We start from the raw sequence: 12,848 nt of genomic DNA on the forward strand, positions 1-12,848 counted from the left end.
CGAGATTGTCAGCTAACCGTTTTCATTGACCAGCGCCGACAACAGGTCGGTCGCCTCCCGCAGCACCGTTCGTTGCTCCGGGGTGAAATCGGTCAGGTGCTCACGCAGCCATTCCTCGCGGGCACTGCGATCGGCCTGAACGATGTCGGCGCCTGCCTCCGAAAGCGAGACAACAACCTGGCGTCCGTCGGTCGGATGCGCCGAGCGCTCCACCATCCCGAGCTCGGCCAGCGAGGCGATCACCCGCGTCATCGACGGCGGCTGCACGCGCTCGCGGGCGGCCAGCGCACCTGGGGTCATTGCGCCCTCATTGAGCAATGTGGCCAATGCCGATAACTGCGTCAGGGAGACCGGGGATTCAGCTCGACGAAACCTCAGATGCCGGGCCAGGCGGATGACAACGAGCGACAGATCGCTGGCCAGCCGGGCATCGGGGTCGCTCACGGCCCAAACCTTACTGCACGTCCAGGGCTTTCACAGGGACAAACCCGACTAGCGCCCCACCCACCGTCGCGCCGTGCGTATGCTGCGCATCTAGTGGACACCCCCGCGCCCCAACCGCCCCCGCTCCCGGCCGCACTGCTCAATCCGTGGCCGGTCGTCGTGGCAGGCACCGTGCTGTGGGTGATCGCCAACATCCTTGCCTTCACCATCCCTGCGTTCGAGGGCTGGCGTCCCATCACGCTCGCCGGGCTCGGTACCGGCGCCCTCGGCACCACCATCGTCCTGCTGCAAGTGCGCGCGGCACGGCGCGGTTCACGCGGCGCACAAACCGGCTTGTAGCCCGAATCCAACGTCAGACCCCAGAAAGAGAAGGAATCCTCATGCCCAACGCATCACTGCTGGAAGCCGCCGTCGAGATCAACGCGCCCGTGGACACGGTGTGGGGTTTGATCGCCGACTTCGACAACATGCCGCGCTGGAGCCCCCAGACCCGCAAGATGTTCGTCCGCGGCCCCGTCCAGTCGGGCACCAATGTCATCAACTACAACCGCAAGGGCTGGAAGGTGTGGCCGACACGGGCCGTACTGACCGCCGTCGAGCCCAACAAGCGACTTGCCTGGTTCATCAAGGACAACCTGAGCGAGTGGAGCTACGAACTCGAGCCCACCGCACAAGGAGGCACCAGGATCGTCGAGCGCCGGGTGCTGGGTGACAAACGGTCGGCCGTTTCCACCAATCTGCAGAACCTGATGTTCGGCGGCACCGAGGTATTCGACGAGGTGCTGCTCGAGGGCATGCGGACCTCGCTGTCGAAGATCAAGGCCGCCGCGGAAGGGGCCTAGTCCCTAATCGCCGAGTGCGGGCGTGACGCGGTTTTCGTGCCCGATTTCCGCGTCAGGCTCGCGCTCGGTGTCGGGCGTCAGGCGTCGACGTCCAGGACGCCGTCGTCGAAGGGCTCGTACAACGGCGTTGCCGAGTTGACCGGCTGCGGCGTATCCGAATGGGCACCGCACCCGTACTCGATGTGTACGACGCGACCGTCAGCCGACATCGAATTGGCGCACACGCCGAACGCGACACCCAGCGATCCGCCCAGCGGCAGATAAAAACCGCAGGACCGGCACACCCTGCGGGTGGCACGCGCCATCTCGGTATCCGGGCCCCAATTGCCGTCGAACCAGCGCTGCGCGGCATCGAGGCGACCGGTGAGGCTCAGCACCTGCTTGCGCCCTAGCCCAATCTCACCCGCAGTCTCGGTGACCTCCGGATCCCCGCCGTCGGTGTATCCGGGCACCAGACGATGATCATTCGGCGGCGGCGCGAGCAAGTCACCCGGGCCCAGGTCACCCGGGCGGATGCGCTCATCCCAGGGCACCCAGTTCGGAGCGCGTAGCGCCTCCGTGCCGGGAACGAGCACCACCTCACTAACGGTCGCGGCCCTGGCACCAGGTGCCGCGGCCATCACCACCTCCCAGTGCCACCCGCGATATCCCGGCAGGTCGGCCTCGAAACGGTGGGTCAACGCATGTAGATCGGCGTCCTCGGAGGAGGCCCCGAGGTATTTGCCCACGGTCTCCCCACTGAACTCGATAACGGCAGTACGCGCCTGCTCAATACAGCTGTAGAGGGCGTCGTGGCCGGAGATAGTGATGTCCATCGCTGATCATCTTCTCACCGTGAGGGACAATCGACACATGCGGGAGACGGATGGGCCGCCTGCGCGAGGACAATCGGATTACGCGCGGTTCGGGAAGCGCCAGGACGGTAGTGGCTCCCAGCCAGGTCAGCGCGGTCAGGATTCCCCGAAATCCGACGCACGCGATGCCAACTCCCACCCCGGTATGGCCAACTACCCGACGGGCGGCTCCAACCGGGACCCTCTTCGCGCAAGCGGCTCATCGACGCGGGACCCTCTTCGCGCAAGCGGCTCATCGAACCGCTACCTGCCACCTTTAGGGGAAGAACGCCGTGAGCGGCCGCGGCGACGGCCCCCGACCGAGCACGAGGCCCCGTCGAAGCTGACCGTCACCCGCGTCGCCGCGATGCGCAGCCGTGAGATGGGCTCCCGCATGTACGGGCTGTTCCACAAGGCCGCCACCGCTGACGGTGCTGACAAGTCGGGCCTGACCGCGCTCACCTATCCGGTCATGGCCAATTTCGCGGTGGACGCCGCGATGGCAGTGGCCCTTGCCAACACACTCTTTTTCGCCGCCGCCACCGCCGAATCCAAGAGCAAGGTGGCGTTGTATCTGCTCATCACCATCGCACCGTTCGCTGTCATCGCCCCGCTGATCGGTCCCGCGCTGGACCGTCTGCAACACGGGCGCCGGGTTGCGCTGGCCGCCTCGTTCGGGCTGCGCGCCGTGCTCGCGGTCATCATGATCGCCAACTACGACACCGCCAGCGGCAATTTCCCGCCTTGGGTGTTGTATCCATGCGCATTGTCAATGCTGGTGCTGTCCAAATCCTTTGGTGTATTACGTGGCGCGGTGACACCACGCGTGCTGCCCCCAACCATCGACCTGGTGCGAGTCAATTCCCGACTCACCACCTTCGGCCTGGTCGGCGGGACCATTGCGGGCGGAGCCATCGCCGCGGGCTTCGAACTCGCGTTTACTCGGCTATTTCATTTACCCGGAGCGCTTTTCGTCATCATCGCGGCCGCGGCGGTGGGCGCCTGGGCATCCATGCGCATCCCGAAGTGGGTCGAGGTAACCGCCGGTGAGGTGCCCACCACCTTTGGCTATCACGGCGACGACGGCGAACACCCGACCGTGTTGTTGCGACGCTCTCATAAGCAGCAGGACAAGATCCGCCAGCCACTGGGCCGCAACATCATCACCGCGCTATGGGGCAACGGCACCATCAAGGTGATGGTGGGATTCCTCACCCTCTACCCGGCATTCGTCGCTAAATCCCATGACGCGCATGGCTTCCAACAGCTCGCGATACTGGGAATGATCGGCGCGGCCGCAGCCATCGGCAATTTCGCCGGCAACGCCACCAGTGCCCGGCTCAAGCTCGGCCGTCCCGCCCTGCTCGTGGTGCGCTGCGCCAGCGCGGTGACGGTAGTGGCATTGGCGGCGGCGATGGCGGGCGTCCTGGCGGTCGTGGTGTTCGCGACACTGGTGACCTCGGGAGTCAGCGCCATCGCGAAGGCCTCCTTGGACGCCTCGCTGCAGGACGACCTGCCCGAGGAATCCCGTGCGTCGGCGTTCGGGCGGTCCGAGGCGCTGCTGCAGCTGTCCTGGGTGCTCGGCGGCGCGATCGGCGTGATGATCTACACCGATCTGTGGGTGGGGTTCACCGTGGTGTCGGCAGTGCTCATCCTCGGCCTGGCGCAGACGCTGGCCAGTTTCCGTGGCGCATCACTGATTCCGGGCCTGGGCGGCAACCGCCCGGTGATGGCCGAACAAGAGGGTGGCAAGGTAATCGCGTGAAGATGAAGCTGGCGGCACTTGCCGTCGTCTTGGTGCTGACGGCCGCGGCCATGGTCGGGTTCATCGCCTGGCAGCTGCGCGAGTACAGGGAAGGCCCGAAGGAGCGGCCCGTGGTCAGCGCGTTCACCCACGGCACGCTAGTGCGGGTTGCGCCGCTGCTCTACTGCGACCGGACACTCACCGATTGTGACCCGCCAGGCCGTATCGCCGAGCTTCCCGTGAACAGCAGTGAACCCGTTCAGCTTTCGGTTGATGGGCAGATCGCCAAGGGCCCGTGGTCGGTCAAGCCGGTGTACGCCGACCTGACAGACCCGTCGATCAAGTACGCCGACGAGACCATTCATCGGGATCACCGCACGGCAGTCACCGTGCCCACCGTCAACGATTCCGGGAGGAAACTGGTGGGGATTGAGGTATCGGTGCCGACGGTCGGCGTCAACGAGCTCGGCGAGCAGGTCTTCCGTGCGCGCGCCATCTGGTCCGTGGCGACGGTCTGGAAGAACTAACCCCGGGAGCGATAGCCCGCGCGCACCTCGGCATCAAGATGCTCGGTGGAGTAGCTCAACGCGGTCCGACCCATGGCTGCGGCATTCACGTCCAGATACCCGAGAAGTATCTCTGGGCCGCAACGCTTTCCGGCCTCGCGCAGCATCCAGCCGTAAGCCTTTTGGATGAGGTCACGACGGTCTTCGATCACCAAAGGTGCCACGGCAAGCAGGGGTTGCACATCACCGCGTTTGGTGAAGGCGAACGTGCCGATGATACCCACCCGTCGACGCCACAGGTCGTCCTCGGCGGCCAGCTCCAGCAGTAGCGAATAGTCCTGGCCGACAAGCCATTCGCCAAGGATCTGCTCAGCCGAGGAATCGACCAGATCCCAGTTGTTCACCCGGCCGGCGCGGACCTGTTCGAGATAGGTGTCCGCCCAGTCCTGCCGCTGCGCACCCTTGGCATGTTCGAACTCCCAGACCGCGAGGATCAGCGCCGTCAATCGGTGCTCGTGTACCCCGCTGGCCAGAAGTCGCGTCACCTCATTGCGCCCGATGCCACGGAACTGCCGCGCCAGCGTGCGCTGAGCCGGCACGGACACACCCATGAAGACGTCACCTTCGCCGTATTCACCCGGCCCGGTCTTGAAGAACCGGGCCGATTTCTTGGCACGGTCGGGATCACCCATGGCGTCCAGCGCCGCCATCACATCCTCGGCGCGGACGGGCGTCAGGTCAGGCGTCCAGCTCGGCAGCGACCGCGCGCACGACCTCGGACACCTTGCGGGCGATCTTGCGGTCGGGGTAGCGCCCCTTGCGCAGCTCGGTCTGCACCGTGCCATCGAGCAGGGTGATCATGTCCTCGATCATCCCGTGCAGTTCGTCGGTGGTGTGCTTGTGATTGACCGGGCCGGCGCTCTCGCGGCGCGGCTTGGACACCGTCGGCGGCGGGTCAATCAGCTTGACGCTCAATGCCTGCGGCCCGCGACGGCCGGCGGCCATGCCGAACTCGACCTTCTGCCCGGCCTTGAGACCTTCCACTCCAGCAGGCAGCGCCGAGGAGCGGACATAGACGTCCTCGCCGTCCTCCTGCGACAGGAAGCCGAAGCCCTTTTCGGCGTCGTACCACTTCACCTTGCCGGTTGGCACTGCACTCACCTCACATAATTAACGCGCCCCAGATAGGACGCGGTGACTGGTCATCCTACTCGGACCGCGCAAGTGGCCGCTACGCTGGCAATATGACCCCGCTCATCGATTCCCACGGCCGGGTCGCCACTGACTTACGAGTGTCATTGACGGACCGGTGCAATCTGCGGTGCACCTACTGCATGCCCGCAGAGGGACTCGACTGGTTGCGCAGCGACGCACTGCTCACCGCTGACGAATTCACTCGCCTCATCGGTATCGCGGTAACCCAGCTGGGGATCCGAAGCGTCCGGTTCACCGGCGGGGAGCCGTTGATATATAGGGATATAGCGAAGCTCGTCGCGGCGGTGTCGGCCCTCGCACCGCGGCCGGACATCGCGCTCACCACCAATGGCATCGGCCTGGAACGTCAGGCCACCGCACTGCGGGATGCCGGACTGGATCGCATCAACGTGTCACTGGATACGTTGGACACCAACCGTTTCGCCGCGACCACCCGTCGGGACCGGTTGCCAGATGTCCTCAGGGGGCTCGAGGCCGCCACTGCCGCCGGGCTGACACCGATAAAGCTCAATGCGGTTTTGACGCCCGGGCAGTACAAAGAAGATGCCGTCTCGCTGTTGCGGTTCAGCCTGGACCACGGATACGAGCTGCGGATCATCGAACAGATGCCCCTGGACGCCGAACACAACTGGAGCCGGGACCAGATGGTGACGGCCGAAGAGGTCCATGCCGCGCTGAGCCGCGAATTCGCCCTGACCGAAGATCCGGCACCCCGCGGCAGCGCCCCGGCGCAACGCTGGCTGGTGGACGGGGGTCCCGCTACGGTCGGAATCATCGCGTCCGTGTCACGGCCGTTCTGCGGGGACTGCGACCGCACTCGACTGACGGCTGACGGCCAGGTACGCAATTGCCTGTTCGCCAGCACCGAGACAGACCTGCGCGGACTGCTCCGCTCAGGCGCCGACGACGCCGCGGTGGTATCGGCATGGCAGGCAGCCATGTGGGCGAAGAAGCCGGGCCACGGCATCAACGACCCAACCTTCCTGCAGCCGGATCGTCCCATGAGCGCGATCGGCGGCTAGGTGAGCATCCGAATCCGATACTTCGCCGCCGCCGCGACCGCGGCGGGTCGGCAGGAAGAGATCGTCGAACTCCCCGCAGGGTCGTCTTTCGACGATCTCACCCGCCATCTGGCCGCGAGCGGGACGGAACTGGAACGCGTTTTGGCGCGTTGTTCCTTTCTTTATGACGGCGTGGCGGTCCGCGACCGTTCCGACCGGCCCGAATCGGGGGCTGTCGTGGATGTTCTGCCTCCATTCGCTGGCGGGTAGAAGTGCGCTGGCACAACCGCTTCTTAAGGAAGCTCTAAGGTAACTCTGAGAGTTGCGTGTAGAGATCTCCAGGAAATTTCGTGATATGCGACACACCACCTCAGGTCACAGTCGGGTCACGGCGTGGACACGGGACGGTGGAGCTACGCATCAACCTGCACAGACCTCGTCCGCGGCGGGAATAAACCCACCCCGCCGTGGACGAAACACCGTGAAATGTCCAACATGACGAGACGCGCATGGGCACGTACGGTCATTCGAAGTCCATATCCGCGCACCGAGCTCCGTCCCTCGGGTATGGCACCTCGTCGGTAAATCAAGGGACGGAGGCGGGGAACCCAACCGCCGGAGATCTCGATCTCCAGCACGAACCTCACTGGTTCTTGGGGTGAAGCCCGGGAAACCGGGCCGGGCGACCTCTCGCTCGAACCCGACAGCTCACTTCGCAGGTGCGTCACAGAGAGGAACACGACGGACATATGAGTGGACGGCACAGTAAGCCCACCAAGGCGGGCGCTAAGGCGGCCAAGGTCGCAGTAGCAGGTGCAGGCCTTGTCGGTGGCGGTCTGATGATGGCCGCGACGGCCAACGCAGCCACCGACGGCGAGTGGGATCAGGTCGCGCGCTGCGAGTCTGGGAACAACTGGGCCATCAACACCGGTAACGGGTACCAGGGCGGGCTGCAGTTCTCGCCCAGCACCTGGATCAACAGCGGTGGCGGCCAGTTCGCCCCGTCCGCTCACCTGGCCAGCAAGGAACAGCAGATCGCGATCGCCGAGAAGGTGCTCGCAGGCCAAGGCCGTGGCGCCTGGCCGGTCTGCGGCCGTGGCCTCTCCGGTTCCACCCCCCGGACCGCTCCTGCCGCGAACATCACCCCTGCCGCGCACCATGAGGCGCAGGCCACCGAGCCCGCACCCGCACCCGGTCCGGCCCCCGAGGCGGACGAGCAGTTCGTCGCCGAGACGCCCGAGGCTCCCGTAGTCGAAGAAGCCCCGGCACCCGAAGAGGCGCCCGCCCCTGAGGCCCAGGAAGTTGACTTCCAGTCCGGCCCCGCACCTGCCGAGCCCGCCCCGGCACCCGAGCCCGAGGCTCCGGCCGAGGAGGCCCCGGCCCCCGATTTCGTCGCCGCCCCGGCACCTGAGGCCCCCGTCGTCGATGAGGCGCCCGCTCCTGAGGCTCCCGCCGCCGAGGATCAGGTCCTGCCGTACGAGTTCCAGTCCGGCCCCGCACCCGCCGAGCCCGCCCCGGCACCCGAGCCCGCCGCTGCTCCCGAGATTCCGCTTCCTGCGGGTGTCCCGGATGCCGCGGACATCGGATTCGCCGCAGGCAAAGCCGCGTTCGACGCCGGTCCGGTGGCCGCGAACGGCGTGCCAAACGCCGAGTCGATCGCGGGTGTTGTTCGTCATCTGCCCGATCCGAACAACCTGCCTCCCGGCACCACCGATGTGACCCCCTCCGATGGTCGCGGAGTGTCCTACCTGAAGGACATCGTCTTCGCGATGCAGACGCAGGATGTCAAGGCCAGCGACGCAATCCTCGCCCTGGCGCAGCGCTAACTCACGCATTCGAAAATCGCCCCGGCCCTGACGGCCGGGGCGATTTTCGTTGCACGGTAACCCTTTCGGATGGAATGGTAGGCGCCTTGTCAAGGGGGTTGACGTCCCGGATTCTAGGCGTACCTTGGTCTCCATGACGGCATCGACCACTCCCCCAGACGTACCGAGCCACGAAGCATTCGAAGCGGTCTACAACGGCAAACCCATGTTCGAGGGCGCCCCGGCCGCGGGTGTGCCCTGGGATATCAGGGACGCGCAGCCTCGAATCAAGGAGCTCGCCGCATATGGTGCGCTGCGCGGCAACGTCTTGGACATCGGCTGCGGTCTCGGCGAGAACTCGATCTACCTCACCCAACAAGGCCTGTCGGTCACCGGCCTAGACTTCTCCCCCTCCGCCATCGAACAGGCGAAGGAACGCGCCGCCGCCGCGGGCGTGACCGTCGACCTCCAGGTCGCCGACGCCACCAAGCTCGACGGCTGGGACGGAAAGTTCGACACCGTGATCGACAGCGCCGTGTATCACTGTTTCGACCACGAAGACCATCAGCAGTACGCCGCCGCACTCCACCGGGCCACCCGGCCGGGCGCGCGCTGGTTCATCGCCTGCTTTGGCGACGGCACCGTGAACGGCATCGCGATGCCGTTCGGTGTGCAGGATCCCGAAGAGATCAAGAGCGTATTGGCCGAAGCCAACTGGAACATCCAATACTTCGGTAGCACAACATATCTCGGATCTCGAGTGGCATTCATCGGTGCCGCGCTGGCCGGTATCGACCCCGAGCAGATGCCCGCCGAGATGCGCGAGCGGTATCAGCTGCCGGGCGTAGCCGAACAAGCACAGAAGACATTCGAGCGTCTCCAGCAGCTGGACGACGACCTGATCCACATGCCGTTCTTCAACATCGTCGCAGAAAGAGGCTGAACAGTCATGACCGCACCAACCCAGAACACGTTCGAGGATCTATACCGAGAGAGCGTCAAGGACAACGGACCCATCATCCCGTGGGATTCCAAGGAGGCCAAACCCCGCATCAAGGAGCTGGCCCTGCTCGGCGCGGTCCGCGGAGACGTCCTGGATATCGGCTGCGGCCTCGGCGATAATGCCATTTACCTTGCCCAGCAAGGCTTTAACGTCACGGGACTGGACTTTGCCCCTTCGGCGATCGAACAAGCCAAGGGCCGGGCAGCGGCAGCCGGCGTCACCGTTGACTTCCAAGTCGCCGACGCCACCAAGCTCGACGGCTGGGACGGAAGGTTCGACACCGTGATCGACAGCGGCGTGTACCACTGCTTCGACGTGGAAGGAAACGCGAAGTACGCGTCCGCCCTCCACGCTGCCACCCGCCCCGGAGCGCGCTGGTATATCTGGTGTTTCGCACAGGGAAAGGTGCATGGCGTGCCTACGCCGTTCCAGAACGCGCTGCAGGCGGAGGAGATCGAACAGGTGCTACCCGCCAATGGATGGACCGTGCTGCAGCTGAACCCGACCACAATGGCGGCGCCAAAGGCCGAGTTCCTCAACGCGATTCGCGGCACCTACCGCGGAGACCCCGAAAGACTGGACCGGCTCGAACAGGATGTCGACGATCAGCTGCTCTACGTCCCGGTGTACACGGTGATCGCCGAACGGGCCTAAGGAGCTACAGCTGGCGGCCCGCGAGTACGCGGGCCGCCGACGCCGATATCGCGGCGATGGTCCACAGCGCGGACGGAGAGGCGAGCATGGATGTCACAGTGCTGGTACCGGATTCAGGCACCATGCCTTCCAGCCGCTGAGTCAGCCACCGCAACGCCAAGGGTGCCCCCAGCACCACCAGCGACAGGTGCTCACTCAGCCGATCGCGCCGATAGGTGACATCCGTGCCGTTAGCCAGATAGAACTCGGCCTGCCGATCCACCTCGGCGATACCGACAAGCTGATCGCGCACCGCTGTGTAGAGATACACGGGACAGGTCGGCGCTACCTTGCCCAGGCGCAGGTCCTCGCTCATGGCGGCGATATCGGGTAGCGCCATCAGCTCGGCCAACGGGCGGTCGAGATATCTGTCGAAGTTCCGCAGTGCATAGCGGGTAATCGCCTGACCGGTCGACAAACCGCGCACCGTCATCATGATCTTTGCACCCTTGCGCGAAAGATGTTCACGCAGCATGGAATCCAATGCCGGATAGCTGTCCTGCAATGCCGAGATCGCGGCCATGCCAAGACCCGCGAACACGCCGCCGTTGGTCCTCTCCAGGATAGCGCTGGGGTCGGAGGCCGGTGAACCCAGCGCCGCGGCCACGATATTGAGTTCCGGCGCGTAGCCCGGCGCCATCTCCACGGTCCACGAACTGGCAAGTCCGCCACCGGAGTAGCCCCACAGTCCGATCGCCGTGCCGGCGGGGAGACGCAGTTCGGAGAAGGCCAGGGTGGCACGCAATCCGTCAAGCACGTGATAACCGGGTTGGCGCGCAACAACATAACGTCCCGGCTGCCCGCCGTGGTCAGCAACGCTCACGATCCACCCCTGGCGTAGCGCGGCCGCCATCAGCAACAGCTCGATCTGCGGGTTGGCGAATGGCCCCCGGGCGCCCTGCAACAGACAGTAGGACGGGAAGCAAGTTCGCTGGCTGGAATTGATCGCGCATTGATACCCGAGCAGGCGTGGGTTGGCGGAGTCATGCGCCGCTGGCACCAGCACCGTCGTCGTGGTGACTTCCGGGGCGCCGTGCGGATCGGTGGTTCGGTACAGCAGCTGCCAGGCGGTCACTCGCTGGCGAAGTACCCCAAGGAATCCGACATCCACAGGACGGGCATGCAGCACCGTTCCCGGTGCCGTATCACCGAAGCCGTCGGGCGGGACATGGAAGGAATCCTCGGCCGGGCGGGCAGGGCGTCTACCGGGGTGCGGAAAGATCTCGGGCGCGGGCGCCACATCGGAGCGTTTCGGCTGCGCGACAGTGCTCATGAACTATGGAAGTTAATGCACTCAACGGAACAGTAGTGCCCTGATCTGGGTTTTTAGGTATCAAACCCCAACCGGAGCCCCGATTTTTCAGGCCGAGCCCACCCACTCGTCACTGCCATCGGCGAAGAACTGGTGCTTCCATACCGGTAGCGCCGCCTTCACGTCATCGACGAGGCGCTGGCAGGTGGCAAATGCCTGACGACGGTGGTCGGCGCTCACCGCCACGACAAAGGCCGCCTCACCGACCGTAAGCGCGCCGATACGGTGGCTCACCGCCACCGCACGCACGCCCTCGGCCTCAGCGGCGATACGTTCCACCACATCGGCGAGCACCTGTTGGGCCGACGGATGCGCCGAATACTCCAGCCGCAGCACCGTCTTACCGCCGTCATGATCGCGCACATTGCCCACGAATCCGACTGTGGCTCCAGCAGATTCATGATCGACGAGCTGCTCGTGCTCGATCAGCGAGATGCGTTCCGCGGTCAGCAGCGCACTGGTGACGGCGGCGCTCATGGGTGATCACCCCCGGCGATCTGGTCCAGCGCATGGTCCAGCACTCCGCCGAGTACCGACAGCCCGTCACGCACCCCGCCGGTGGAGCCGGGCAGATTCACCACCAGCGTGTGGCCGACGACACCGCACACGCCACGGGACAGGATGCTGGTTGGCACGGCAGGCAGCCCGGAGCGCCTGATGGCATCGGCCAGACCGGGAATCTGGTAGTCCAGCAGCGCGGCGGTCTGTTGAGGGGTGACATCGGTCGGTGAGAGCCCGGTACCGCCGGTGGTGACAACGAGCCGAACTCCCTCGTAAGAAACCGCCTCCCCGATCGCTTCCCCCACCGCATCGCCGTCGGGCACCACGACCGGTTCCTCAACGCGGAAATTTTGCGCACTGAGCCATTCGACGATGAGGGGCCCGGTCTTATCGGGGTACAGACCGGCGGCGGCACGGGTCGAGGCCACGATCACCCGCGCAGACTTCACGGTCGGGTCCATGTTCCGGTCTTGCCGCCCTCTTTGCGCAGCACCCGGACGTCGTCGATACGCGATGCCGGGTCCACCGCCTTGACCATGTCGTGCAGCGTCAGACCGGCGACCGTCACGGCGGTCAGCGCTTCCATCTCGACCCCGGTGCGGTCGTTGGTGCGCACAGTGGCCGTGATGTGGATGGACCCCGCTACGTCGGCGGGACCCTCGATAGCCCCGATCTCGAAATCCACGTCGATGCCGGTGAGCGGTATCTGGTGACACAGCGGGATGAGCTCGCTGGTGCGTTTGGCAGCCATGATGGCCGCCAGCCGAGCGGTGGCGATGGCGTCACCTTTGGGGAGCGTGCCGTCCGAGAGAAGTTTCAGAACCTCGGGGGTGGTAACGAACCGTCCCGCCGCGACGGCCTCGCGTGCGGTGGCCTGTTTGGCCGATACATCGACCATGTGCGCGGACCCGTGCTCGTCGATATGCGACAGGCGGTCGGGCATGCCCCT

17 protein-coding genes and 1 riboswitch are annotated in these 12,848 nt (G+C 65.5%); of the genes, 9 read left to right on the forward strand and 8 right to left on the reverse strand.

Features of this window, described 5'->3' with window-relative positions:
* Window positions 1-12: 12 nt before the first annotated feature.
* Window positions 13-444, reverse strand: a complete 432-nt coding sequence (locus AB0H22_RS19275; RefSeq protein WP_180751086.1) for a MarR family transcriptional regulator — start codon at window positions 442-444, stop codon at window positions 13-15.
* Window positions 445-537: 93 nt separating this feature from the next.
* On the opposite strand from AB0H22_RS19275, the gene AB0H22_RS19280 reads away from it, so the two are divergent.
* Entirely contained in the window at window positions 538-783 is a 246-nt protein-coding gene (locus AB0H22_RS19280) for a DUF2530 domain-containing protein (protein ID WP_180751085.1), read from the forward strand.
* A gap of 41 nt (window positions 784-824) precedes the next feature.
* Window positions 825-1,286, forward strand: a complete 462-nt coding sequence (locus AB0H22_RS19285; protein WP_180751084.1) for an SRPBCC family protein — start codon at window positions 825-827, stop codon at window positions 1,284-1,286.
* A gap of 77 nt (window positions 1,287-1,363) precedes the next feature.
* Here the strand turns inward: AB0H22_RS19285 and AB0H22_RS19290 are convergent, their stop codons facing one another.
* Window positions 1,364-2,101, reverse strand: a complete 738-nt coding sequence (locus AB0H22_RS19290) for a DUF3027 domain-containing protein (protein WP_180751083.1) — start codon at window positions 2,099-2,101, stop codon at window positions 1,364-1,366.
* Between the two features lie 184 nt (window positions 2,102-2,285).
* On the opposite strand from AB0H22_RS19290, the gene AB0H22_RS19295 reads away from it, so the two are divergent.
* Window positions 2,286-3,884 (forward strand): MFS transporter, encoded by a 1,599-nt coding sequence (locus AB0H22_RS19295; protein ID WP_358148432.1) that lies wholly within the window; start codon window positions 2,286-2,288, stop codon window positions 3,882-3,884.
* A complete protein-coding gene (locus AB0H22_RS19300) occupies window positions 3,881-4,390 on the forward strand; it encodes a DUF2771 domain-containing protein (protein WP_358148209.1) in 510 nt (169 codons plus the stop codon). Before AB0H22_RS19295 ends, AB0H22_RS19300 begins: the two co-directional genes overlap by 4 nt.
* Here the strand turns inward: AB0H22_RS19300 and AB0H22_RS19305 are convergent.
* A complete protein-coding gene (locus AB0H22_RS19305; protein WP_358148211.1) occupies window positions 4,387-5,079 on the reverse strand; it encodes a DNA alkylation repair protein in 693 nt (230 codons plus the stop codon). The genes AB0H22_RS19300 and AB0H22_RS19305 overlap by 4 nt on opposite strands.
* A 28-nt stretch (window positions 5,080-5,107) precedes the next feature.
* Window positions 5,108-5,521 carry a cold-shock protein gene (locus tag AB0H22_RS19310; protein ID WP_358148214.1) on the reverse strand — a complete coding sequence of 138 codons (414 nt, stop codon included), beginning with the start codon at window positions 5,519-5,521 and terminating at the stop codon, window positions 5,108-5,110.
* 92 nt (window positions 5,522-5,613) lie between these two features.
* Here AB0H22_RS19310 and moaA point away from each other — a divergent pair, with 92 nt between their 5' ends.
* From moaA to AB0H22_RS19335, 5 genes are all read left to right on the forward strand, one after another.
* Complete coding sequence (moaA, locus tag AB0H22_RS19315) at window positions 5,614-6,606, forward strand: GTP 3',8-cyclase MoaA (RefSeq protein WP_180751078.1); 993 nt, start codon at window positions 5,614-5,616, stop codon at window positions 6,604-6,606.
* Window positions 6,607-6,855, forward strand: coding sequence for a MoaD/ThiS family protein (locus AB0H22_RS19320; RefSeq protein WP_358148217.1), 249 nt, complete (start codon window positions 6,607-6,609; stop codon window positions 6,853-6,855). It begins immediately after the preceding gene.
* A 296-nt stretch (window positions 6,856-7,151) separates the two neighbouring features.
* A riboswitch (cyclic di-AMP (ydaO/yuaA leader) is annotated at window positions 7,152-7,324 on the forward strand.
* Between the two features lie 10 nt (window positions 7,325-7,334).
* A complete protein-coding gene (locus tag AB0H22_RS19325) occupies window positions 7,335-8,411 on the forward strand; it encodes a transglycosylase family protein (RefSeq protein WP_358148219.1) in 1,077 nt (358 codons plus the stop codon).
* Window positions 8,412-8,544: 133 nt separating this feature from the next.
* On the forward strand, window positions 8,545-9,333 hold the full coding sequence (locus AB0H22_RS19330; protein ID WP_358148222.1) for a class I SAM-dependent methyltransferase: 789 nt from the start codon (window positions 8,545-8,547) through the stop codon (window positions 9,331-9,333).
* Between the two features lie 6 nt (window positions 9,334-9,339).
* Window positions 9,340-10,047, forward strand: coding sequence for a class I SAM-dependent methyltransferase (locus AB0H22_RS19335; protein ID WP_358148224.1), 708 nt, complete (start codon window positions 9,340-9,342; stop codon window positions 10,045-10,047).
* Between the two features lie 4 nt (window positions 10,048-10,051).
* Here the strand turns inward: AB0H22_RS19335 and AB0H22_RS19340 are convergent, their stop codons facing one another.
* The 4 genes from AB0H22_RS19340 to moaC form a co-directional block, all read right to left on the reverse strand.
* Window positions 10,052-11,359, reverse strand: a complete 1,308-nt coding sequence (locus tag AB0H22_RS19340) for a lipase family protein (RefSeq protein ID WP_358148226.1) — start codon at window positions 11,357-11,359, stop codon at window positions 10,052-10,054.
* 87 nt (window positions 11,360-11,446) lie between these two features.
* Window positions 11,447-11,875 carry a molybdenum cofactor biosynthesis protein MoaE gene (locus AB0H22_RS19345; protein ID WP_180751072.1) on the reverse strand — a complete coding sequence of 143 codons (429 nt, stop codon included), beginning with the start codon at window positions 11,873-11,875 and terminating at the stop codon, window positions 11,447-11,449.
* The gene (locus AB0H22_RS19350) at window positions 11,872-12,360 is read right to left on the reverse strand and encodes a MogA/MoaB family molybdenum cofactor biosynthesis protein (RefSeq protein ID WP_358148230.1); all 489 of its coding nucleotides are present in this window, start codon (window positions 12,358-12,360) and stop codon (window positions 11,872-11,874) included. Before AB0H22_RS19350 ends, AB0H22_RS19345 begins: the two co-directional genes overlap by 4 nt.
* Window positions 12,345-12,842 (reverse strand): cyclic pyranopterin monophosphate synthase MoaC, encoded by a 498-nt coding sequence (moaC, locus tag AB0H22_RS19355; protein ID WP_180751070.1) that lies wholly within the window; start codon window positions 12,840-12,842, stop codon window positions 12,345-12,347. Before moaC ends, AB0H22_RS19350 begins: the two co-directional genes overlap by 16 nt.
* Window positions 12,843-12,848 lie beyond the last annotated feature (6 nt).

The sequence above is a fragment of the Mycobacterium sp. NPDC050853 genome, assembly GCF_040653875.1.
Taxonomy (GTDB): Bacteria; Actinomycetota; Actinomycetes; order Mycobacteriales; family Mycobacteriaceae; genus Mycobacterium.

Excerpts from the sequence above, each read along its gene's own strand:
- AB0H22_RS19325 (WP_358148219.1), top strand. The coding sequence starts at position 7,335 with ATGAGTGGACGGCACAGTAAGCCCACCAAGGCGGGCGCTAAGGCGGCC.
- AB0H22_RS19345 (WP_180751072.1), bottom strand. The coding sequence starts at position 11,875 with ATGAGCGCCGCCGTCACCAGTGCGCTGCTGACCGCGGAACGCATCTCG.
- AB0H22_RS19350 (WP_358148230.1), bottom strand. The coding sequence starts at position 12,360 with ATGGACCCGACCGTGAAGTCTGCGCGGGTGATCGTGGCCTCGACCCGT.
- moaC (WP_180751070.1), bottom strand. The coding sequence starts at position 12,842 with ATGCCCGACCGCCTGTCGCATATCGACGAGCACGGGTCCGCGCACATG.
- AB0H22_RS19305 (WP_358148211.1), bottom strand. The coding sequence starts at position 5,079 with ATGGCGGCGCTGGACGCCATGGGTGATCCCGACCGTGCCAAGAAATCG.
- AB0H22_RS19295 (WP_358148432.1), top strand. The coding sequence starts at position 2,286 with ATGGCCAACTACCCGACGGGCGGCTCCAACCGGGACCCTCTTCGCGCA.
- AB0H22_RS19340 (WP_358148226.1), bottom strand. The coding sequence starts at position 11,359 with ATGAGCACTGTCGCGCAGCCGAAACGCTCCGATGTGGCGCCCGCGCCC.
- AB0H22_RS19330 (WP_358148222.1), top strand. The coding sequence starts at position 8,545 with ATGACGGCATCGACCACTCCCCCAGACGTACCGAGCCACGAAGCATTC.
- AB0H22_RS19285 (WP_180751084.1), top strand. The coding sequence starts at position 825 with ATGCCCAACGCATCACTGCTGGAAGCCGCCGTCGAGATCAACGCGCCC.
- AB0H22_RS19290 (WP_180751083.1), bottom strand. The coding sequence starts at position 2,101 with ATGGACATCACTATCTCCGGCCACGACGCCCTCTACAGCTGTATTGAG.
- AB0H22_RS19335 (WP_358148224.1), top strand. The coding sequence starts at position 9,340 with ATGACCGCACCAACCCAGAACACGTTCGAGGATCTATACCGAGAGAGC.
- moaA (WP_180751078.1), top strand. The coding sequence starts at position 5,614 with ATGACCCCGCTCATCGATTCCCACGGCCGGGTCGCCACTGACTTACGA.